This window comes from Mesorhizobium sp. M7A.F.Ca.MR.148.00.0.0, from assembly GCF_003997735.1.
Classification (GTDB): domain Bacteria; phylum Pseudomonadota; class Alphaproteobacteria; order Rhizobiales; family Rhizobiaceae; genus Mesorhizobium.
The window spans coordinates 35,725-55,402 of sequence record NZ_RZTB01000025.1 but is presented as its reverse complement, the minus strand read 5'-3'; the positions used below and the strand labels follow the sequence as shown (position 1 = coordinate 55,402).

The window sequence follows — 19,678 nt, the reverse complement described above, 5'->3', positions numbered from 1 at the left end:
ACGAGGACAACAAAATGTCTCGTATTGGAAAGAAACCCGTTTCGCTGCCGCAGGGCGTGACCGCGACCGTCAACGGCCAGACCGTGACGGCGAAGGGCCCCAAGGGTGAGCTGAAGTTCGTGGTGAACGACGAAGTGCTGGTCAAGATGGAAGGCAGCGAGATCGCTGTCCAGCCGCGCGACCAGACCAAGACCGCCCGCTCCAAGTGGGGCATGTCGCGCACGCAGATCGTCAACATCCTGCAGGGCGTCAAGGACGGTTTCGAGAAGAAGCTCGAGATCACCGGCGTCGGCTATCGCGCGGCACTTCAGGGCAAGAACCTGCAGCTGGCGCTTGGCTTCAGCCATGACGTCGTCTATGAGACGCCGGCCGGCATCACCATCACCGTGCCGAAGCCGACCGAAATCACCGTGGCCGGCATCGACAAGCAGCAAGTCGGCCAGGTTGCGGCCGAGATCCGCGAGTATCGCGGTCCCGAGCCCTACAAGGGCAAGGGCGTCCGCTATGCCGGCGAGAAGATCGTCCGCAAGGAAGGCAAGAAGAAGTAGCGGGCCTGGCCTCGAGAAGTTGAGGCCAAGCCAAGAAGTGTAACGCCGCGGGGAGCGGTCGCGGGAGGCGCTTTCGCCTACCGCATATGGCGGCCCCCGTTTTTTGAAGGCAAGGAAGACCATCATGGGTACCAAGGAATCCACGCAGCGCCGCGCGCAGCGCGTCCGTCGTCAGATCAAGAAGGTCGCCGGCGAGCGTCCGCGTCTGTCGGTCCACCGCACGTCGAAGAACATCTACGTGCAGGTCATCGACGACGCCAAGGGCCACACCATCGCTGCCGCTTCGACGCTCGAGAAGGACCTCAAGGGTTCGCTCAAGACCGGCGCCGACACCGCCGCCGCCGCCGCGATCGGCAAGTTGATCGCCGAGCGCGCCACCAAGGCCGGCGTCAAGGAAGTCGTTTTCGACCGCGGTGCCTACATCTATCACGGCCGCGTCAAGGCGCTCGCCGAGGCTGCCCGCGAAGGCGGCTTGAGCTTCTAAGCATAGTCCCGAAAAGTTGCAGACTTTTCGGATAGGGATTATGCGAAGGAATTGATTTCGCCCCCGGTGACCGTTTCCCGATTTATTCGGGGCGAGGCACCGGATCTTATCAGCAACCGTGCTTCCGGAAAAAAACAAGGAACAGGATATGGCACAGGAACGTAGGGATGGCGGCCGCGGCCGCGATCGTGAAGAACGCGATGACGGCATGGTGGACAAGCTCGTCCACATCAACCGCGTCGCCAAGGTCGTCAAGGGCGGCCGTCGCTTCGGTTTTGCAGCACTCGTCGTCGTCGGCGACCAGAAGGGCCGCGTCGGCTTTGGTCACGGCAAGGCGCGCGAAGTGCCGGAAGCCATCCGCAAGGCAACTGAATCGGCCAAGCGCGACATGATCTTCGTGCCGCTGCGCTCGGGCCGTACGCTGCATCACGACGTCGAAGGACGCTGGGGTGCTGGACGCGTGCTGCTGCGCGCCGCCAAGCAAGGTACCGGCATCATCGCCGGTGGCCCGATGCGCGCTGTCTTCGAGACGCTCGGCATGCATGACGTGGTCGCCAAGTCGATGGGTTCGTCGAACCCCTACAACATGGTTCGCGCCACCTTCGACGCGCTGAAGAGCCAGATGCATCCCAAGGATGTGGCTGCTGCTCGCGGCATCAAGTATTCGACCCTTCAGGCCCGCCGCGGCACCGCCGTTGCGGCTGAAGAATAGTCGATCTGACCAGGGATTTTGACCATGGCCAAGAAAGCAACCAAGACCATCACCGTTGAGCAGATCGGTTCGCCGATCCGCCGTCCGAAGGAACAGCGCGCGACGCTGGTCGGCCTCGGCCTCAACAAGATGCACAAGCAGCGCACGCTGGAAGATACGCCCTCCGTGCGCGGCATGATCGCTGCCGTCCAGCATCTCGTCCGCGTCGTGGACGAGGGCTGAGCCAGAGCGCAGGAGAACTCAGATGAAACTCAACGATCTGCGTGACAAGGACGGCGCGACGCACTCCAAGAAGCGTCTCGGCCGTGGTATCGGCTCCGGCTCCGGCAAGACCGGCGGTCGTGGCGTCAAGGGCCAGAAGGCGCGCTCCGGCGTCGCCATCAACGGCTTCGAGGGCGGCCAGATGCCGCTCTACCGGCGCCTGCCGAAGCGTGGCTTCAACAACATCTTCGCCAAGAGCTTCACCGTTGTGTCGCTGGCCCGCATCCAGGTGGCCATCGACGCCAAGAAGCTCGACGCCAAGGCGACCGTGACGGCTGAATCGCTGGTTGCCGCCGGCGTCATCCGCCGCGTCAAGGACGGCGTGCGCATCCTCTCGGACGGCGAGATCAAGGCGAAGCTCGCCTTTGACGTCGCCGGCGCCTCCAAGGCCGCGATCGAAAAGATCGAAAAGGCCGGCGGTTCGGTCAAGCTGCCGCAGGAAAAGGCAGCTGCCGAGTAACGGCAATTTGAAGCGCGATCGGCAAGAGTGGGATCCGTTTTTGCTCACGATTGCGCTTTGATCTGCTCGACGAGGCGGCCGCGTCAACGCGGCCGCTTGCATGTTTAGAGCCCGGAGCTTATCTCGTGAGCTTCGGTGAAACGCGCCGCCTGACCTCAGGGCCATCAAGCGTTACCAAGCGGAGAATCAGGCATGGCTTCGGCTGCTGAACAATTAGCTTCGAATCTGAATTTCTCGGCCTTCGCCAAGGCGGAGGACCTGAAGAAACGAATCTGGTTCACGATCGGCGCGCTGCTCGTCTATCGCCTCGGCACCTACATCCCGCTTCCCGGCATCAATCCCGACGCCTTCGCCCAGGCCTTCTCTTCGCAGAGCAAGGGCGTGCTTGGCATGTTCAACATGTTCGCCGGCGGCGCCGTGCAGCGCATGGCGATCTTTGCGCTCGGCATCATGCCTTACATCTCCGCCTCCATCATCATGCAGCTGATGACTTCGGTCATCCCGTCGCTGGAAGCGCTGAAGAAGGAAGGCGAACAGGGCCGCAAGGTCATCAACCAATACACGCGCTACGGCACGGTGCTGCTTGCGCTGGTTCAGGCCTATGGCATTTCTGTCGGTCTGGAAGGCGGCAACGGCATCGTCAGCGATCCCGGCATGTTCTTCCGCATCTCGACCGTCGTCACGCTGGTCGGCGGCACCATGTTCCTGATGTGGCTGGGCGAGCAGATTACCGCGCGCGGCATCGGCAACGGCATTTCGCTGATCATCTTCTCCGGCATCGTCGCCGGCCTGCCGCACGCCATCTCCGGCACGCTGGAGCTTGGTCGCACCGGCGCGCTGTCGACCGGCCTGATCCTGGCGATCATCGTGCTGGCCGTCGTCGTCATCGCGCTCATCGTGTTCTTCGAGCGCGCCCAGCGCCGCTTGCTGATCCAGTACCCGAAGCGCCAGGTCGGCAACCGCATGTTCCAGGGCGATACCTCGCATCTGCCGCTGAAGCTCAACACGTCGGGTGTCATTCCGCCGATCTTCGCGTCGTCGCTGCTGTTGCTGCCGGCCACCGTCGCGGGCTTCTCGCAGACGGCCAACATGCCGGCCTGGGCCAGCACCATCCTGGCCGCGCTCGGCCATGGCCAGCCGCTTTACATGGCATTCTATGCGGCGATGATCGCGTTCTTCGCCTTCTTCTACACTGCGATTGTCTTCAACCCGAAGGACACCGCCGACCAGCTCAAGAAGCATTCGGGCTTCATCCCGGGCTATCGTCCGGGCGAGCGCACCGCCGATTACATCGATTACGTTCTCACCCGCATCACCGTCGTCGGCGCCATCTATCTGGTGCTGGTGTGCCTGTTGCCGGAGTTCCTGATCTCGGCGACTGGCGTACCATTCTACCTTGGTGGCACATCGCTTCTGATCGTGGTCAGTGTCACGCTCGATACGGTTGCGCAGATTCAGGGCCACCTGATCGCGCACCAGTATGAAGGCCTGATCAAGAAGTCGAAGCTGCGCGGGGGGAAGAAAGCCAGATGAGGTTGATATTGCTTGGGCCGCCAGGAGCGGGCAAGGGGACGCAAGCACAAAGACTGGTAGAAAAACACGGCATACCCCAGCTCTCGACGGGCGATATGCTGCGTGCTGCCGTCCAGGCAGGCACCGAAGTCGGCAAGCGCGCCAAGGCGGTGATGGATGCCGGTGAACTGGTGTCCGATGCGATCGTCAACGCGATCGTCGCCGAGCGTATCGATCAGCCCGACTGCGCCAAGGGGTTCATCCTCGACGGCTATCCGCGGACCCTGGTGCAGGCGGATGCGGTCGAGCAGATGCTGTTGGATCGCTCCCAGGCCCTCAACGCCGTCATTGAGCTCGTGGTCGACGACAAGGCCCTGGTTGGCCGGATCGTCAAGCGCGCCGACGAGGCGCAGGCCGCCGGCCTTCCCGTTCGCAAGGACGACAACCCGACCGTGTTCGAAGAGCGCCTGAGGGAATACTACAAGAAGACGTCGCCGCTGATTGGCTACTACTATGCCAAGGGCAAGCTCCGCAGTGTCGACGGCATGGCCGATATCGACGCCGTGACGGAACAGATCGAAGCGGTGCTCAAGGACGCAGTGCGGGGAAATTAACGATTGCACTTGACGGAGGCGGTTCGCTGCGGTATGGCGGCCCGTCTTCCTATCAGGCATGAGCTTTGCTTGTCCGCAAGGGCAAGGCAGCCGCATTGAACTGGAAACTCCCGCATGGGCCGGCCTCCACCGGACGCGGGGCAACTTAAGACAGCGCCGTGCCCGCCTCGTTTTTGAGGATTGGCCGGCCCACATGGAGAAGGGAAGAACATGGCTCGTATAGCCGGCGTCAACATTCCGACCAACAAGCGCGTTGTCATTGCGCTTCAGTACATTCACGGCATTGGCAAGCGGTTCGCCCAGGAGATCGTCGACAAGGTCGGCATCCCGGCCGAGCGCCGCGTCAACCAGCTGACCGACGCGGAAGTGCTGCAGATCCGCGAAACCATCGACCGCGATTACCAGGTTGAAGGCGACCTGCGCCGCGAAGTCTCGATGAACATTAAGCGGCTCATGGACCTCGGCTGCTACCGCGGCCTGCGTCACCGCCGCTCGCTGCCGGTCCGCGGCCAGCGCACGCATACCAATGCGCGCACCCGCAAGGGCCCGGCCAAGTCGATCGCCGGCAAGAAGAAGTAATTTTTTAGGGGAATAAGGGAGTAGGGGAGTAAGGCAGTAGGGAATGCCCGCCAGTCGGGTCGCACTTTTCCCTACTCCCTTACTGCCCTATTCCCCTACTCCCTTACGAAGGTGGAGCCGCTGGCATTACGGCGGTGTAGAGATCAACTGAAAGGACTATCATGGCCAAGGAAGCCGCTCGTGTTCGCCGTCGCGAACGCAAGAACATCTCGTCGGGCGTTGCCCACGTCAATTCGACCTTCAACAACACGATGATCACCATCACCGACGCGCAGGGCAATTCGATTGCCTGGTCGTCGGCCGGTGCCCAGGGCTTCAAGGGTTCGCGCAAGTCGACCCCGTTCGCTGCCCAGATGGCTGCCGAGGATGTTGCCAAGAAGGCCCAGGAACACGGCATGCGCATGCTCGAAGTCGAGGTCTGCGGACCCGGCTCCGGTCGTGAATCGGCATTGCGCGCCCTGCAGGCGGCCGGCTTCACCATCACCTCGATCCGTGATGTGACGCCGATCCCGCACAATGGCTGCCGCCCGCGCAAGAAGCGTCGCGTCTAAGCATTTACCGAACGCCGCGCGAGCGCCCTTGGGCGCTCCTCCGCGGCATTCCAGGTCGCCCGCCACGATTGGATGGTGGCGGGTCAACGGAAGGAAAGCATCATGATCCAGAAAAATTGGCAGGAACTGATCAAGCCGAACAAGATCGAGTTCTCGTCGAAGAAGAAGACGCTGACCACGCTGGTCGCCGAGCCTCTCGAGCGTGGCTTTGGCCTGACGCTGGGCAACGCGCTGCGCCGCGTGCTTCTGTCTTCGCTGCGCGGTGCGGCTGTTACCGCCGTGCAGATCGACGGCGTTCTGCATGAATTCTCGTCCATCGCCGGCGTGCGCGAGGACGTGACCGACATCGTCTTGAATATCAAGGAAATCGCCATCCGCATGGAAGGCGATGGTCCCAAGCGCATGGTCGTTCGCAAGCAGGGACCGGGTGCTGTTCTTGCCGGCGACATCCAGACGGTTGGCGACGTCGAGATCCTCAACCCCGACCACGTCATCTGCACGCTGGACGAAGGCGCTGAAATCCGCATGGAATTCACCGTCGACACCGGCAAGGGTTACGTGCCGGCCGACCGCAACCGCGCCGAAGACGCGCCGATCGGCTTGATCCCGGTCGACAGCCTTTATTCGCCGGTCAAGAAGGTCTCCTACAAGGTCGAGAACACCCGCGAGGGCCAGGTTCTCGACTATGACAAGCTGACCATGACGATCGACACCGACGGTTCGATCACCGGCGAGGACGCGGTGGCTTTCGCCGCCCGCATCCTGCAGGACCAGCTCGGCCTGTTCGTCAACTTCGACGAGCCGCAGAAGGAAGTCGCCGCCGAGGCCGTCACCGAGCTCGCCTTCAACCCGGCGCTGCTCAAGAAGGTCGACGAACTCGAGCTTTCGGTGCGTTCGGCCAACTGCCTGAAGAACGACAACATCGTCTATATCGGCGACCTGATCCAGAAGACCGAAGCCGAGATGCTGCGCACCCCGAACTTCGGCCGCAAGTCGCTGAACGAGATCAAGGAAGTCCTGGCGGCGATGGGCCTGCACCTCGGCATGGAAGTGCCGGACTGGCCGCCGGAAAACATCGAAGATCTCGCTAAGCGTTACGAAGACCAATATTGAGCATGAATTCCAAGGATGGGCGGCGTGGGCCGCTCGATCCGACGGTCATGCGGAAAACCATCAGAGGCCGCGGCCTCTTGAACAACTGAAGAAGGAAAAGAGCCATGCGCCACGGTTTCAAAGGCCGTCGCTTCGCCCGAAGCATTAGCCATCGCAAGTCGATGTTCGCCAACCTCGCCGTGTCGCTGCTCGAGCACGAGCAGATCGTCACGACCTTGCCGAAGGCGAAGGACCTGCGTCCGATCGTCGAGAAGCTGGTGACGCTCGGCAAGCGCGGCGACCTGCATGCCCGCCGCCAGGTCATTGCCCAGATCGGCAATGAAGGCGTCGTCAAGCGTCTGTTCGACACCATCGCGCCGCGCTACGCCAACCGCAATGGCGGCTATCTGCGCATCATGAAGGCGGGCTTCCGTCACGGTGACAACGCCGCCATGGCCGTCATCGAGTTCGTCGATCGCGACGTTTCGGCCAAAGGCGCCGGCGACCGCGCTCGCATCGAAGCCGAAAGCGCTGACGCGGACGCCGCAGCCGCATAAGGCTCGGTTTTCCCAAATGAGTTCAAAGGGGCCTGCGGGCCCCTTTTTTGTTTGCCGATGTTTGCTGTCCATCGGCCAGCGCCAGGTACTGGCTTCCGCTCAACAGCTTCCAATCGAATGCACCCGGTACCTCTTCAGTCTTCGGGTAAGGATATGAATAGATACTGTCGAGGACGGCTCGAGAATCGATTTTCGCCATCGCTTGCGACGGGGAGGAGGCCTTCAAATAGGTTTCGGCATCTTGGTTGCCGATGAAGTCGGCAGCCACATGAAAATGTATCTGAATCGGTCCGGCGCAGATGTTCATCCCGATGTCATGGCCGGATGCCGCGTAGAAAACCTTGGCCTGATCTGGAGTCCAAAGGCCGGCACCCAGGAACTCTGATGGCTTTGTCTTTCCGCTGAACCCGTCCAGAGAGAGTGCAAAGCGAGTGGTGAGAGCCTCCAAATCGCCTTTGAGGTAACTGGCCTGCTCAATTTGAAACCAGTTCATCTGGCGAGGCGGCGTGATATCAAAGGAAATTTCGAGCTTTCCGAACGTCCAGTAATCTGGATCGACATGCTCAGGCATGCCGAGCACTTCGACAATCTCGGCCATTGTCATGTCGGGGGAGATCGGCCCCAAGCTGCCGGTCTTCAAAAAGTCACGGAAAGACAGGAGTTGTTTTTTCATCAGGGCCACGAGGTTTTCGGTTTCAAGGTCAGCTGTAGCTGTTTTGCTGCCCAAAATAGTCGGATTTCAGCGGCTTAGCCTTTCATTTTGCACAATCGTCGGGACAATGCCCCCGAACTTGCCTTGGAGGATTCGCGAATGCGCGCCAGAAGACTGCCCTTTGTTCTGCTTTTCGCCATCATGGCGTTTGCGGCCGCACCGGTGGTCAGGCAGGCATTGGCCGAGGAGACGAAGACCGATCCCGGCCTGTCCGATGTGCTGACCGACCTGCTGCATGGCGTGGAAGGCGAAAACGCCACGGCTGGTCCCGACAAGCGCGTACCCTTCGGCCGCGAGGAGGTGCAATTGTCGTTTGCGCCGCTGGTCAAGCAGACAGCCCCGGCCGTGGTCAACGTCTATGCCTCGCAGACGGCCAAGGTCACGTCGCCTTTCGACGGCGATCCGTTCTTCGAGGAATTCTTCGGCCGCTCGCAGCCGCGTGCGCAGTCTTCGCTCGGCTCCGGCGTGCTGGTCGATCCGACCGGCGTCGTGGTCACCAATTACCACGTCATCAAGGATGCCGACCGGGTCAAGGTGGCGACGGCGGACGGACGCGAGTTCGACAGTAAGGTGCTGCTCAAGGACGAGACACTCGACCTCGCCGTGCTCAAGATCACCTCGGACAAGCCGTTTCCGGTTATCGCCATCGGCGATTCCGACGCGCTTGAGGTCGGCGACCTGCTGCTGGCCATCGGCAACCCCTTCGGCGTCGGCCAAACCACCACCAGCGGCATCGTCTCGGCACTGGCCCGCAGCCATATCGGCGTCTCCGATTCCAGCTTCTTCATCCAGACCGACGCCGCCATCAATCCTGGCAATTCCGGCGGCGCGCTGATCAACATGGGCGGCCAGCTGGTCGGCATCAACACCGCAATCTATAGCCGCAGCGGCGGTTCGATCGGCATCGGCTTCGCCATTCCCTCGAATATGGTCCGCGCTTTTGCCGACGCGGCCAAGGCCGGGCTCGACTTCTTCGAGCGGCCCTATATCGGCGCCGAGTTCGAAGCGGTGACGCCGCAGATCGCCGAATCGCTCGGCATGGAGAAGCCGACCGGTGCGCTGGTCTCGTCGGTCGAAGCGAGCGGTCCGGCCGGCAAGGCAGGACTCAAGCCCGGCGACGTGGTGCTGCAACTCAACGGCAAGCCGGTCGAGAGCATCGAAGCGCTGGACTACCGGATGGCGACGCTGTCGATCGGCACCACCGCCAATTTCGCGGTTTTGACCAAGGGCCAGCAGGCGGCGATGGATATCGCGCTGGAGCGTGCTCCGGAAGGCATGAAAGCTGCCGAGGTGACGCTGCATGGCCGCAGCCCGTTTTCGGGCGCCAAGGTCGCGGAGCTGTCGCCCCGGCTCGCGCAGCGGCTTGGCCTGCGCACGGACATCAAGGGCGTCACCGTGATCGACATCAACCGCGATTCTCCGGCCGCCGATTTCGGCTTCCAGCCGGGCGACATCGTGCGCGAGGTGAACGGCACCACCATCGATACCGCGGCGACCCTGGAGTTGGCGGCCAGGACGGATACGCGCTGGTGGCGCTTTACCGTCGAGCGTGGCGGGCAGATAATGCGTCAGGTGTTGCGTTATTAGGGCTGGGTTCCGTGCATTCGGGCTCATGCTCCAACGAAAAAGAAGTGCATGGCCGATCTGTTCAGCGTCGATGAACCGGAAAAGACCCCGCCTGGGCGGCCGCTGGCCGACAGGCTGCGGCCGAGAAACCTTGGCGAGGTCGTCGGCCAGGAGCATCTGACCGGCCCTGACGGCGCGCTGACCCGGTTGATCGGTTCCGGCTCGCTCGGCTCGATGATCTTCTGGGGGCCGCCCGGCACCGGCAAGACCACCGTGGCGCGCCTGCTTGCCGGCGAAACCAGCCTGGCCTTCGAGCAGATATCGGCTGTCTTTTCCGGCGTCGCCGACCTGAAAAAGGTGTTCGAAGCGGCCAAATTGCGCCGCACCAATGGCCGCCAGACCTTGCTGTTCGTCGACGAGATCCATCGCTTCAACCGTGCCCAGCAAGACAGCTTTCTCCCGGTCATGGAGGACGGGACAGTCGTGCTGGTTGGCGCCACGACCGAAAACCCGTCCTTCGAACTGAATGCCGCTTTGTTGTCACGCGCGCGCGTTCTGGTCTTCCATTCGCTTGGCGAGAAGAGCATCTCCAAGCTGATGGTGCGGGCGGAGGAGACCGAGGGCAGGGCGCTGCCGCTCGACGACGAGGCGCGGACCATGCTCATCCGCATGAGCGATGGCGACGGCCGGGCCTCGCTGACGCTCGCGGAAGAAGTCTGGCGGGCAGCCAAACCCGGCGAGGTCTTCGATCCCGAGGGACTGCAGCGCATCGTCCAGCGCCGCGCGCCGATCTACGACAAGGGCCAGGACGGCCATTACAATCTGATCTCGGCGCTGCACAAATCGGTACGCGGTTCAGACCCTGACGCGGCTCTCTACTATCTCGCACGCATGTTCGATGCCGGCGAGGATCCGCTCTATCTAGGCCGCCGGCTGGTGCGCATGGCCATGGAAGACATCGGCCTTGCCGACCCGCAAGCGCTTGTCGTCGCCAATGCCGCCAAGGATGCCTACGACTATCTCGGCTCGCCCGAGGGCGAGCTGGCTTTTGCCGAGGCCACCGTCTATCTCGCCACCGCGCCCAAATCCAACGCCGTCTACAATGCTTTCAAGGCTGCCACGCGGGCCGCGAAGGAACACGGCTCGCTGCTGCCGCCCAAGCACATCCTCAACGCGCCGACAAAGCTGATGAAAGAGGAGGATTACGGCGCCGGCTATCGTTACGACCATGACGAGCCGGATGCCTTTTCGGGGCAGGATTATTTTCCCGAGAAGATGGGCCGCCAGACCTTCTATGATCCGCCCGAGCGCGGCTTCGAGCGCGACATCAGGAAGCGGCTCGACTATTGGGCGAAGCTGCGCAAGGAGCGGGAGTAGCAGGCTTGCGTGAGGCCGTTGACCAGATCCGCCAGACAGCCAGCCGGCCGCGATAGCAGGGCCGTTGTGTGATACCCCAAAAAACCTTATCAAGGCGCACGACCGGGCGGTGGTCGTTGCCGTGATTTGGGCACTTCATTCGCAACAGGATCGCGCTCCGCGCGTGGAAAAATGACAAAAACCCTTCGCAAGTCCCTTCGCAAATTCGCCATTGCCATCCCGCTTCTCGCCCTTGGCTTCTATTTCATTCCCATCCTGACGACGATCTTCATCATCTGCGGCCTGATCGACGTGCTGCGCAACGACCGCAAGGATCTGTCGCTGTTCTCAGGCTATTTTCTCGGCAACGGCCTGTTCACCTGGCTGCTTTCGCCGTTCAATCTGCTGGTCGACCTCTTGTGCTACAGAAATCCGGGCGTCTGGAAGCTGGAGCAGTTTCCCGACGACTATCAGCGCGAGGTCAACGAGGTCCTGGACATCTTCAAGGCGCGCAAGGATGAGATCATTGCCGATATCGACGCCAATTTCGGCGCCGGCCGGCGCGGCATGTATGTCTACCAGTGGTACGGCAAGCACAGGATCGACAACGTCGTCGAGTTCAACAAGGATTTCAAGTACATCAAGACCATAGCCGTTTCCGTCTTCAGCAAGCGCGAATCCACGTCCTGGCATTTCGGCCCGCTGCGGCTCAGCCTGCGCATCCTCTACAATCTGATCCCGGTTAAGTCGGAGATTTTCGTCGAGTGCGGCAACGTCAAGAATTATTGGTACGACAATCCGCTGTTCATCTTCGACGACACGCTGCTGCACCGCTCGGTCAACGAGTATGACGGACGCCGCTACTGCGTGTTCGTGGACATCATCCGGCCGTCTCCGGTTCCCAGACTGATCGCGGGCATGCTCTCAATCGTCTCGGTCAGCGTCGAGCGCATCAATTCCATGTTCTACAAGAACTGGAAGATGATCGGTTCGACCAAGCCGAAGAATGCCGGGACGACCTGAACTTTAGAAAATCGGCGCTGCCGGCGGCATTTGGGTGCTCTGCGTGTGAGACTTGGCCATCCTTGTGGCCGCTCATGCGCCGGAACGGCTCCTGGCTGCATGAACGGCGGCCCCGGGCTGACTTTGACAGTTCTGCCTCTTCTCCTTCTGGCGGCTTCAAGTGACGAAGAACAGATCTCTCGGATTTTGGGCAACGACATATGTGTGCACCGCTCTGCTGGGAGTTGCTCTTGCTCTCACCTATGTAGGGCTTGAGCAGCCTGTCTATTACTGGGACTTCGCTGCCTATTTCGACACGTTCAGCCGGCAAGGCACGCTCTTGATTCAGAGCCCTCTCGAGTGGCTCAGCCATTTGAGGACCTCGATCGCCACGGATGACTACAGTGCGGCGATCCTGGTGCCGCTGATGCCGTTTCACATCATTTTTGGCGATTCGAGGTTTTCCTATATCGCCGGAATAGTTGCTGTTTATCTGGTCCCGACCGCTCTTCTCATCGGCAGAATTAGCTATCTGGAGGCGGCGACCGGGACGTCTTCATGCCGAAGCTGGCTCACCGTATGGATTGCGGCCTTTCTCTACACGCCGTTCTGGGCGGCGACGCTCCGTGGGTTGCCTGACATTGCCGGCTGTCTCGCGCTTTGCGCGGCAACCTATTTTCTCTGGAAATCGAGGTTCCTGACCCATGAACCGGTGATCAGCGGAATACGTGTCGGCGTATGCCTGTGGTTGGCGTTCGTGCTGCGCCGCTGGCACGCCTATCCTGTCATCGGGCTCGGAATTTCCGCAGCCTTCTTCTGTTTTCTGCAGGTTGCCAAAGATCGGGACTTTCCGGCACTCCGCAATGCCGCCGTCGGAGGCCTGTGTGCGATCCTCGTGGTTGTCGGAGCCGCGCTGACCTTCCAGCAACCCTTGATCTTCAAGATACTGGGAACCAGCTATGGCGATCTTTACAGCGGATACAAGACGGACTTCGTTTCGCAGATTGTCCAGGTGGGATCCCGGCTCAGCTATGTGAACTGGCTGTTGATCGTATTTGGCCTTTACATCTCCATTATACGCCAAAACAGATTTTCCCTGTTCTGTGCCGTTGCTTCGGCACTCACCTTCGTCCTCTTCACCCGCATGCAGGACCCGGATCGCCATCATTCGGTGCCGGTATTTCTTTGGCTCTTTCCTGCCTACGCCCAGGCAATCGTTGCGATCGTTTCGATGCCGGCACTGAGATCGCGATGGTCGAACGCCGCGATAGCCGTTGCCGCCGGGCTGGCGTTTTTCGGTACTTTTTTCCCGACTGGCCGCCAGGTTCTGTCGCCGATCAGCTACGTCTTTGCCAGGGAAGCCACGCTCCCGCTGCACCTCGACAATCTTCCAGAATACAGGCGCCTTATCGATGACCTTCTTGGAAAGATGGGACCTGGGGACCGGTTGTCGGTGTTTGCATCCAGCGGGATCATGAGCGATTCATTGCTGTATGAAATGGACAAGGACCTTTACCCTCGCATCGAGTGGGCTTGTCAGGTCGATAGTCGCGATCGATTCAGACCGGCGGCGTTGAAGTCCAAATACGTTGTCGTGACCGACCCGCCCGTTATCCATCTGCAGCAGGGCGCGCAGCTCTGTGTCTCGATACCGGACCAATACATCGTCGAGGGCAAAGGCATTGGCGCAGCATACAGGCGCATAGCGGCTTACCAGCTGTCCGGCGACGTCAAGGGCTACCTCTACGAACAGGTGCGCCCTATCGGCAAAACGGAGGTCGATGACCTCTATAACGAGTTCAGGAAAAAATATCCGGGATGGGCAACGCCTGAGTGGTGAGCTCGATCTGCGTGCGGTTGCGCCCGCAACGAGGGATTGACGGGGCAGCCGTGCGAGGGCAGTAAACGGTCATGTTCAATCTGCTTCTCGTCGTCGTCGGTGGCGGCATCGGCGCCGGAATTCGTCACCTTACCAACATCGGCGCGCTGCGTTTTGTCGGCCCCAGCTACCCCTGGGGCACGATGGCCATCAACATCATAGGCTCCTTTGCCATGGGGCTGTTCATCGCCTCCATGATGCGCCGTGGCGGATCGAACGAGGTCAGGCTGTTCGTTGCTACCGGCATTCTCGGCGGCTTCACCACCTTCTCAGCCTTTTCGCTTGATTTCGCGACGCTGTGGGAGCGGGGAGCCACGCTGCCTGCACTGGCTTATGCCCTTGCCAGCGTCATTGGCGCCATTATCGCCCTGTTTCTGGGACTTTGGCTCGCAAGAAGCCTGCCTTAGTGCTATTGCCGCGCCAAGAACAGGCCGAGCTTCGCTCGGGAAACGGATAAGCGACAAAAAACATGGCAGGCGTTGAACAGATCACGGTGGAGGCCGGCGAGGCGGGCATGCGGCTCGACCGCTGGTTCAAGACCCATTTCCCGGGCCTTGGTTTCGGCCATTTGCAGAAGCTTCTGCGCTCCGGCCAGATCCGCGTCGATGGCGGCCGGGTCAAGGCCGACACCCGTGTCGAGCCCGGCCAGATGGTTCGCGTCCCACCGCTCGAGGTCGACAAGAAGGGCGAGAGTGCACTGACCGGCCACTCGATCCGCAACCAGGGCGATGCCGATGTCCTGTCGAAAATGCTGATCCATGAAGATCCCAAGGTTTTCGTCTTCAACAAGCCGGCGGGCCTTGCGGTGCAGGGCGGCTCGGGCGTCACCCGCAATGTCGACGACATGCTGGAGGCCTGGCGCAGCCAGAAGGGCGAGAAGCCCAGACTGGTTCACAGGCTCGACCGCGACACTTCGGGTGTTCTGGTCGTCGCCCGCACCCGGCTGGCCGCCATGAAGCTCTCGGAAGCGTTTCGCGCCCGCGAGACCAAGAAGACCTATTGGGCGCTGGTCAAGGGCGTGCCGCCCAAGCGCGAGGACAAGATCTCGACCTGGCTGATCAAGGAGCCGACGCCGGACGGTGACCGCGTGCGTGTCGCCGCGCATGGCGAAAAGGGCGCCGATCACGCCGTCTCCTACTACCGCATCATCGAGCAGGCTGCGCAGACGATGACCTGGCTTGAAATGGAGCCCTATACGGGCCGCACCCACCAGCTTCGTGTCCACGCCGCCTACATCGGCTGCCCGATCCTGGGCGATCCGAAATATTTCGAGGCCGACACCAACTGGGACTTTCCAGGGGGCATTCAAAACCGCCTGCATCTGCACGCCCGCCGCATCATCATTCCGCATCCCGACAAGGGCGTCATCGATGTCACCGCGCCAATGCCGCCGCACATGCGCCAGAGCTGGAACCTGATCGGCTTCGACGACGCCAGCGCGGAGGACTGATCGTGAGCGGCGCCAATGACGCGCTCGACCGGCGCGACACGGTCGACATGGCCGCCGCCGCCATCATGGTCGGGCTGACCTTTTCCTGGGGGTTGAATTACGTCGCCGCCAAGATCTCCTACGCCGGCTATGACCCGGTCTTCCTGTCGATCGCGCGCTCGATCATCGGCGGCCTATGTGTCTTTGCCTGGTGCCGGTGGCGCGGCATCGCGCTTTTCACGCGCGACGGGACCTTGCTCGCCGGCATCGTGGTTGGCGCGCTTTTCGGCATCGAGTTCCTTTGCCTTTATGTCGGCCTGGAGCATACGACCGTTGCCCGCAACACGCTGCTGGTCAACACGATGCCGTTCTGGATGCTGCTCGGCGGCCATTTCCTGCTCGGTGAGCAGATCACATTGAGGAAATTCCTTGGCCTGCTGCTGGCCTTTGCCGGCCTTGTCGCGGTGTTTTCCGACAAGCTTGGCGGCGGCGGAGACATGCTGTTCGGCGATCTGCTGAGCCTCGGCTCCGGATTCTTCTGGGCTTTGACCAACATCCTCATCAAGCGGTCGAAGCTGGTCGAGGCGAGCGCCGAGAAGCTTCTGCTTTACCAACTCGCCGGGGCAGCGATCGTCGGCATATTGGTGCTGCCTCTCGCCGGCCCGCCCGTTCGCGACCCGACCGTGCTGCCGACCTTGGCGCTGCTCTTCCAGGCTGTCTACATCGTCGCCTTCACCTATGTGCTGTGGTTCTGGCTGTTGCGGCGCTATCCGGCGTCAGGCCTGTCCAGTTTCACTTTCCTGTCGCCGGTTTTCGGCGTGCTGTGCGGCGCCATGTTCTTGAATGAGCCGCTGACCATGCGCATTTTCCTGGCACTTGGCCTGATTGCCGCCGGCCTGATCATCGTCAACCGGCCAGTGCGCAAGCTGACGCCGGTGTAAGAGAGACCTTCTATGCGTGACATCCTCAACGACCTTGAAGCGGGCAAATATCTTTCGGATCCGGATCCGGTGCGCCGCGCCCAAATCCAGATGAAGACGTCTCTGCCGAAGCGCTTCTACAAGATCGTCTCGGTCGCGCCGGTCGAAGGCGGCTTTGCCGTGCATCTCGACGGCAAGCCGGTGCGCACGCCGGGCAAGGCGCTGCTGGCAGTGCCTACCGAGGCGGCAGCCGCGCTCGTCGCCGACGAGTTCGCCACCCAAAGCGAGACCATCAATCCGGTGACCATGCCGGTGATGCGGCTTGTGAACACCGCCATCGATGGCGTCGCCAGCGACCCGCAGGCGGTGCTGGAAGACATTCTGCGCTTCGCCTCGTCCGATCTGCTCTGTTACCGCGCCGACGCGCCGCAAGGGCTGGTGGAGCGGCAGAACCAGCATTGGGACTCGGTGATAGACTGGGCGAGGGGAACACTTGGGGTGCGCTTCAATCTCGCCGAGGGGATCATCCATGTCGAGCAGCCGCGTGAGACCATCGCGGTGCTGGGCAGCCATCTTGCCCAGCGAACAGAGCCGCTGCGTCTCGCCGCCATCCATGTGATGACGTCGCTCACAGGTTCGGCGCTGCTTGCGCTGGCTGTCGATTTCGGCGAGATCGACGCTGAGGCTGCATGGGCCGCGGCTCATGTCGACGAGGACTGGCAGATCGAGCATTGGGGGCAGGACGCCGAAGCCGTTGCCCGCCGCGCGGCTCGCAAGCACGACATGATGGCTGCTGTCGGCCTGCTGGAAGCGCTCAAGGGCTAAGGGTTTCCCAACTCGCCCGGTTTCATCCCGCAGCGCACCTAATACCAAAGTCATAATCCCAAAGACGCGCTGCCTTTGGCGGGCGCTTTCTGTCATTTTTCCCGAATGGCTGTCGTTGAGTCCGTGCTCGGAGGAGAACGCGGACGGTGTCGCGCAGCATCGAGAACGGGTCTCACGGGAGGATAACGAAATGGCAATAGCATCGACCGCCGGCGGAGCAAGCCGCGCCATGACGCGGGAGGAGAAGAAAGTCATCTTCGCTTCCTCGCTCGGCACCGTTTTCGAATGGTATGATTTCTATCTCTACGGCTCGCTGGCAGTGTTCATTGGTTCGACCTTTTTCAGTCCAGCCATCCCGGAAGCGACCCGCAATATCTTCGCGCTGCTGGCTTTCGCTGCCGGCTTCCTGGTGCGCCCGTTCGGCGCATTGCTGTTCGGCCGCATCGGCGATCTTGTCGGCCGTAAATATACCTTCCTCGTCACCATGACGATCATGGGCCTGTCGACCTTCCTGGTCGGCTTGCTGCCTGGCTATGCGACCTTGGGCATCGCCGCTCCGGTGATCCTGATCATCCTGCGCATGCTGCAGGGCCTGGCACTGGGTGGCGAATATGGCGGCGCGGCCACTTACGTCGCCGAACATGCGCCGGACAACCGGCGCGGCTACTATACCTCGTGGATCCAGACCACGGCGACGCTGGGCCTGTTCCTGTCGCTGGTTGTGATCCTGATCGTACAGGCTTCATTGAGCAAGGAAAACTATGCTGCCTGGGGCTGGCGTATTCCGTTCCTCGTATCCTTCCTGCTGCTAGGCATCTCGATCTGGATCCGGCTTTCGCTTTCCGAATCGCCGACCTTCCAGCGCATGAAGGATGAGGGCAAGGGCTCCAAGGCGCCGCTGACGGAAGCCTTCGGCCAATGGAAGAACGCCAAGATCGCACTGCTGGCGCTGCTAGGCCTCACCGCCGGTCAGGCCGTGGTCTGGTACAATGGCCAGTTCTACGCGCTGTTCTTCCTGACCAACGTGCTCAAGGTCGACGCGCAGTCGGTCAACATCATGATCGCGATCGCCCTGGCAGTAGGCTCGATCTTCTTCGTCGTCTTCGGCTGGCTCTCCGACAAGATCGGCCGCAAGCCGATCATCATGGCGGGCCTTGCCTTAGCGATTGTATGCACCTTCCCGCTGTTCAAGGCACTGACCAGGGCTGCCAATCCGGCGCTTGCCACAGCCCAGCAGAACACGCGGGCGACGGTGACGGCCGCACCTGGAGATTGCAAGTTCCAGTTCAATCCGGTGGGTACCGCGAAGTTCACGACATCCTGCGATATCGCGACCTCGTTCCTGACCAAGAACTCGGTTCCCTATGACGTCGTGTCGACGGCCGCCGCCGGCACACCCGCATCTGTCAAGATCGGCAACGAGACGGTCGAGTCCTATGACGCCATCGCCGCCGGCGATCAGGCCAAGGCCAAGGAAGCCGCCTTCATCAAGGCCGTCAACATGTCGCTGCAGGACGGCGGCTATCCGCTGAAGCGCGCGGCAGCCAAGGTTGCGGACCAGAAGCTCGATGCGTTTGTTGCCGCCAACCCGGAACTGAAGCTGGACGCCGCTGCCATCCGTGCCGGTGAGAAGGCGACGGTGCCGATCGACCAGGCAGTCAAGGACAAGCTGCTGACCACCGACGAGGCGGCGGGCGCACCCGAAGTCACCGTCTACAACATTCCGGGTGGTGGCGCGTTCGCCATGTTCGCCGATCCTGCAGCAGTGAACTGGCCAATGACGATCGGCATCCTGTTCATCCTGGTGCTGTTCGTGACCATGGTCTACGGGCCGATCGCGGCGATCCTGGTCGAGATGTTCCCGACCCGCATTCGCTACACCGGCATGTCGTTGCCCTATCACATCGGCAATGGCTGGTTCGGCGGCCTGCTGCCGGCAACCGTGTTCGCGCTCAGCGCCTACAAGGGCGACATCTACTATGGCCTTTGGTATCCGGTGGTGATCGCGGCGATAACGCTGGTCATCGGCATGATCTTCGTCAAGGATACGCTCGGCACCGACCTGCACGCCAAGGAGTAGGCAGGCCCGGTGTTCAAAAGAAAGCCCGGCGCGAGCAATCGCGCCGGGCTTTCTCTTTTCAGGCCAATTCGTTGGCGAGGGCTGCTGCGCTTTGTGTCAGCTCTTGCGGCCCCGGGTCTCATCCTCGATGGCTGCCTCATGGTACCAGCCGTCGCCGAAGTCTGCGCGGGCACCACGCAGCGAGGCAATCTCTGCCGCAAACTTAGCCTTGCCGCTCAAATTTGAGGCAGCGGCGCGCGCTGCCGCCGGGAACATCAAAATCTTGGCCGACGGTCGTGTGGAAATGATTTCCATTGCCGGGTTCCTTTCTTCTGCCGAACCTTCTCGATTCAACTTGATCCGAAGATAAGGTCTGCAATCAAGTTAGGCAATATGCCTATGAAAAGATCAGTAATTGCATACTATTTGTGCAAAGAACGACTGTGATTGATCCGAGCGCATCGCTTAGGCGGCTCACCGACTTCGAGTGAATGCCGGGTCAATTTTGCCGCACCCTCCACACCAAGAATGGCACACGAATTGCGTTTCAAGGATGCGGC

At 61.4% G+C, this 19,678-nt stretch carries 22 protein-coding genes; 20 read left to right on the top strand and 2 right to left on the bottom strand.

The window, feature by feature from the left end; genetic code table 11:
• The first annotated feature begins 14 nt into the window (after nucleotides 1-14).
• The 11 genes from rplF to rplQ all read left to right on the top strand — a co-directional run bounded on the left by rplF (nucleotide 15) and on the right by rplQ (nucleotide 7,370).
• The gene (rplF, locus tag EOB49_RS12760; RefSeq protein WP_013895694.1) at nucleotides 15-548 is read left to right on the top strand and encodes a 50S ribosomal protein L6; all 534 of its coding nucleotides are present in this window, start codon (nucleotides 15-17) and stop codon (nucleotides 546-548) included.
• Between the two features lie 124 nt (nucleotides 549-672).
• Nucleotides 673-1,032, top strand: a complete 360-nt coding sequence (rplR, locus tag EOB49_RS12755; RefSeq protein ID WP_027038735.1) for a 50S ribosomal protein L18 — start codon at nucleotides 673-675, stop codon at nucleotides 1,030-1,032.
• A 148-nt stretch (nucleotides 1,033-1,180) separates the two neighbouring features.
• Nucleotides 1,181-1,744, top strand: a complete 564-nt coding sequence (rpsE, locus tag EOB49_RS12750; RefSeq protein WP_006333394.1) for a 30S ribosomal protein S5 — start codon at nucleotides 1,181-1,183, stop codon at nucleotides 1,742-1,744.
• A 24-nt stretch (nucleotides 1,745-1,768) separates the two neighbouring features.
• A complete protein-coding gene (rpmD, locus tag EOB49_RS12745; protein WP_006205449.1) occupies nucleotides 1,769-1,966 on the top strand; it encodes a 50S ribosomal protein L30 in 198 nt (65 codons plus the stop codon).
• A 22-nt stretch (nucleotides 1,967-1,988) separates the two neighbouring features.
• Nucleotides 1,989-2,465 (top strand): 50S ribosomal protein L15, encoded by a 477-nt coding sequence (rplO, locus tag EOB49_RS12740; RefSeq protein ID WP_013531434.1) that lies wholly within the window; start codon nucleotides 1,989-1,991, stop codon nucleotides 2,463-2,465.
• Between the two features lie 192 nt (nucleotides 2,466-2,657).
• Nucleotides 2,658-3,998 (top strand): preprotein translocase subunit SecY, encoded by a 1,341-nt coding sequence (secY, locus tag EOB49_RS12735; protein WP_027038734.1) that lies wholly within the window; start codon nucleotides 2,658-2,660, stop codon nucleotides 3,996-3,998.
• Nucleotides 3,995-4,591 (top strand): adenylate kinase, encoded by a 597-nt coding sequence (locus tag EOB49_RS12730; RefSeq protein ID WP_127321838.1) that lies wholly within the window; start codon nucleotides 3,995-3,997, stop codon nucleotides 4,589-4,591. The genes secY and EOB49_RS12730 overlap by 4 nt, the downstream gene beginning before the upstream one ends.
• A gap of 210 nt (nucleotides 4,592-4,801) precedes the next feature.
• The gene (gene rpsM, locus EOB49_RS12725; RefSeq protein ID WP_013531437.1) at nucleotides 4,802-5,170 is read left to right on the top strand and encodes a 30S ribosomal protein S13; all 369 of its coding nucleotides are present in this window, start codon (nucleotides 4,802-4,804) and stop codon (nucleotides 5,168-5,170) included.
• 161 nt (nucleotides 5,171-5,331) lie between these two features.
• Nucleotides 5,332-5,721: a 30S ribosomal protein S11 gene (gene rpsK, locus EOB49_RS12720; RefSeq protein WP_006205444.1), complete on the top strand. Its 390-nt coding sequence runs from the start codon at nucleotides 5,332-5,334 to the stop codon at nucleotides 5,719-5,721.
• Between the two features lie 102 nt (nucleotides 5,722-5,823).
• A complete protein-coding gene (locus EOB49_RS12715; RefSeq protein ID WP_023812081.1) occupies nucleotides 5,824-6,834 on the top strand; it encodes a DNA-directed RNA polymerase subunit alpha in 1,011 nt (336 codons plus the stop codon).
• A gap of 104 nt (nucleotides 6,835-6,938) precedes the next feature.
• The gene (rplQ, locus tag EOB49_RS12710) at nucleotides 6,939-7,370 is read left to right on the top strand and encodes a 50S ribosomal protein L17 (RefSeq protein WP_013531439.1); all 432 of its coding nucleotides are present in this window, start codon (nucleotides 6,939-6,941) and stop codon (nucleotides 7,368-7,370) included.
• 22 nt (nucleotides 7,371-7,392) lie between these two features.
• Here the strand turns inward: rplQ and EOB49_RS12705 are convergent, their stop codons facing one another.
• On the bottom strand, nucleotides 7,393-8,052 hold the full coding sequence (locus EOB49_RS12705) for a hypothetical protein (protein ID WP_127330904.1): 660 nt from the start codon (nucleotides 8,050-8,052) through the stop codon (nucleotides 7,393-7,395).
• 129 nt (nucleotides 8,053-8,181) lie between these two features.
• On the opposite strand from EOB49_RS12705, the gene EOB49_RS12700 reads away from it, so the two are divergent.
• From EOB49_RS12700 to EOB49_RS12660, 9 genes are all read left to right on the top strand, one after another.
• Nucleotides 8,182-9,669, top strand: a complete 1,488-nt coding sequence (locus EOB49_RS12700; RefSeq protein WP_127381197.1) for a DegQ family serine endoprotease — start codon at nucleotides 8,182-8,184, stop codon at nucleotides 9,667-9,669.
• 48 nt (nucleotides 9,670-9,717) lie between these two features.
• Nucleotides 9,718-11,025 (top strand): replication-associated recombination protein A, encoded by a 1,308-nt coding sequence (locus tag EOB49_RS12695; RefSeq protein ID WP_127381196.1) that lies wholly within the window; start codon nucleotides 9,718-9,720, stop codon nucleotides 11,023-11,025.
• Between the two features lie 171 nt (nucleotides 11,026-11,196).
• Nucleotides 11,197-12,027, top strand: coding sequence for an aspartyl/asparaginyl beta-hydroxylase domain-containing protein (locus EOB49_RS12690; protein WP_127381195.1), 831 nt, complete (start codon nucleotides 11,197-11,199; stop codon nucleotides 12,025-12,027).
• Between the two features lie 160 nt (nucleotides 12,028-12,187).
• Entirely contained in the window at nucleotides 12,188-13,846 is a 1,659-nt protein-coding gene (locus EOB49_RS12685; RefSeq protein WP_127381194.1) for a hypothetical protein, read from the top strand.
• Between the two features lie 71 nt (nucleotides 13,847-13,917).
• Complete coding sequence (gene crcB / locus EOB49_RS12680) at nucleotides 13,918-14,292, top strand: fluoride efflux transporter CrcB (protein ID WP_127321610.1); 375 nt, start codon at nucleotides 13,918-13,920, stop codon at nucleotides 14,290-14,292.
• A gap of 62 nt (nucleotides 14,293-14,354) precedes the next feature.
• Nucleotides 14,355-15,335 carry an RluA family pseudouridine synthase gene (locus EOB49_RS12675; protein WP_127271590.1) on the top strand — a complete coding sequence of 327 codons (981 nt, stop codon included), beginning with the start codon at nucleotides 14,355-14,357 and terminating at the stop codon, nucleotides 15,333-15,335.
• Nucleotides 15,336-15,382: 47 nt separating this feature from the next.
• Nucleotides 15,383-16,255 carry a DMT family transporter gene (locus tag EOB49_RS12670; protein WP_164748929.1) on the top strand — a complete coding sequence of 291 codons (873 nt, stop codon included), beginning with the start codon at nucleotides 15,383-15,385 and terminating at the stop codon, nucleotides 16,253-16,255.
• Nucleotides 16,256-16,267: 12 nt separating this feature from the next.
• Nucleotides 16,268-17,059, top strand: coding sequence for an ATP12 family chaperone protein (locus tag EOB49_RS12665; protein ID WP_127321608.1), 792 nt, complete (start codon nucleotides 16,268-16,270; stop codon nucleotides 17,057-17,059).
• A 190-nt stretch (nucleotides 17,060-17,249) separates the two neighbouring features.
• Complete coding sequence (locus tag EOB49_RS12660) at nucleotides 17,250-19,139, top strand: MFS transporter (protein WP_127381193.1); 1,890 nt, start codon at nucleotides 17,250-17,252, stop codon at nucleotides 19,137-19,139.
• 96 nt (nucleotides 19,140-19,235) lie between these two features.
• Here EOB49_RS12660 and EOB49_RS12655 read toward each other — a convergent pair whose 3' ends face one another.
• Nucleotides 19,236-19,433 carry a DUF2735 domain-containing protein gene (locus tag EOB49_RS12655; RefSeq protein WP_127321606.1) on the bottom strand — a complete coding sequence of 66 codons (198 nt, stop codon included), beginning with the start codon at nucleotides 19,431-19,433 and terminating at the stop codon, nucleotides 19,236-19,238.
• Nucleotides 19,434-19,678: the final 245 nt, after the last annotated feature.